The organism is Cyclobacterium plantarum (assembly GCF_011290685.1).
GTDB classification, from domain to species: Bacteria; Bacteroidota; Bacteroidia; order Cytophagales; family Cyclobacteriaceae; genus Cyclobacterium; species Cyclobacterium plantarum.
Genome location: NZ_JAANYN010000027.1, coordinates 1 through 1,703, shown reverse-complemented (window position 1 = coordinate 1,703; position 1,703 = coordinate 1). Strand labels below are relative to the sequence as shown.

The following is a 1,703-nucleotide window of genomic DNA, read 5'->3' as shown; positions in this document are numbered from 1 at the left end:
GGGCTTCTTTCTGAATCCCTAAAAAACTGATATACAATGAATTAAATAGAGGTAATTTAATTCAAAAACCCCGAAAATAGTCACTTTTAGGCTTTTTCCGGGGTTTTCTTTTTTGTATTTTAACGTTGCTAAACAAAAATACAATGGAAGATACAGCGCAACTACAGATTTTCAAAGACTTCGACGGATATTCTCCAAAATATCATTTTTTTAAGAATTCATTGTTCGGTCAGATAAAAGATTCTATTCCCTGGGATGAGCTCGCAGGATGTCTTCCGGCAGAGAATAGAGGTCCCGGCGCTCCCAGGTGGTTTGATGCCAAGGGAATGTTTGCCATGATGTTCTTGAAGGCCTACCTCAATGTCAGCGACAGACAGCTGATCGAAAGGTTCAATACAGATTACAGTCTGCAGATGTTCTGCGGCAAAGTTCTGGCCGAGGACAAGCAGATCAGGGATTATACCCTGATGACAGGTATTAGGGCTTATATTGAAAAAAACTGTGAATGGGAACAGGTCCAGTCAGTACTGCTCAACCACTGGAAAAGGGATGTGAACAATTCCCATGTACTTCTCATGGATGCTACCTGTTACGAGAGCTATATCCGCTTTCCTACCGATGTGAAACTTTTGTGGGAGTGCTGTGAATGGGTGTTTGAAAAGCAGCTTTTCAGGTTGTGCAAGATCCTGAAGATCAAAAGGCCGCGTTCCAAATACCGGGAGCAGAAGATTAAACAGCTTGCCTATTTCAGGAAAAGAAAAAATAGCCATAAACAGACGCTCCGAAGAAGGGAATCGCTGGTATACCTGTTGGAAAAAGGAATCGGGCAACTTCAGCAAATAATGGATATGTTCCGGGGAGAATGTATGAGGCCGGAAGATTTTGCCTGTTTGAGAACCATCAAGAAAATTCTGGTACAGCAGACATTTCTGTTGACCCACAAGCCATCTGAGCTGAAAGACAGGATCGTTTCCCTTCACAAACCCTATATCAGACCAATAGTAAGGGGAAAAGAAAACAAACCTGTGGAGTTCGGAATGAAAGTACACATGCTGCAGGTGGACGGACTATCTTTTATAGACAAGATGAGTTTCAAAAACTTCAATGAATGTAAAAGGCTGAAAATCTCCGCGGTGAAACATAAAACAGTTTTTAAAGGAACATCACAGCTCGGCGCAGACCGAATATATGCCACCAACGAAAACAGACGATACTGTACTGGAAACAGCATATTCACCTGCTTCCCCAAAAAAGGCCCTAAAAACCACTCCAAAGCTGAAAAGATACTCAGCAGTGAAATATCAAAGCAAAGGGCAACGGTGATGGAGGGTGTTTTTGGGACGCACAAAGAACATTACGGACTGAAAAAAATAAAAGTCAGGGGCGAAAAGCGGGAAATGCTGATGGTACTTTTTGCAACTATGGCGGCCAATGCGGTAAAAATCGCCAAAAAAAGAAACCGGGAGGAGCCTGCACCCCGAAAGAAGGCAGCCTAAAGACGAAAACGATCAAAAACCCTTTCCGATGGGATAACTATGCCCCATTGACAAAAAAGGAAAAAAGAGGCACTCGATTCACCAACAAATTGTACTTTACCGTAGCGGAATTGTACTGTCGATCAGAGCAAATAATCATAAAAAAACCACGAAGGATATAGTTTTATCCTAGGTGGTCAAATTTTTATCGAATTTTCCAAGAAGCCC

General features: G+C 42.2%; 1 protein-coding gene. It reads left to right on the top strand.

Features of this window, described 5'->3' with window-relative positions:
- The first annotated feature begins 143 nt into the window (after positions 1-143).
- Positions 144-1,496, top strand: coding sequence for a transposase (locus tag G9Q97_RS24620; RefSeq protein WP_166151932.1), 1,353 nt, complete (start codon positions 144-146; stop codon positions 1,494-1,496).
- The last annotated feature ends 207 nt before the right edge of the window (positions 1,497-1,703 follow it).

What these genes read in the sequence shown, in the direction of transcription:
- G9Q97_RS24620 (WP_166151932.1), top strand. Translation starts at nt 144, where the DNA reads ATGGAAGATACAGCGCAACTACAGATTTTCAAAGACTTCGACGGATAT.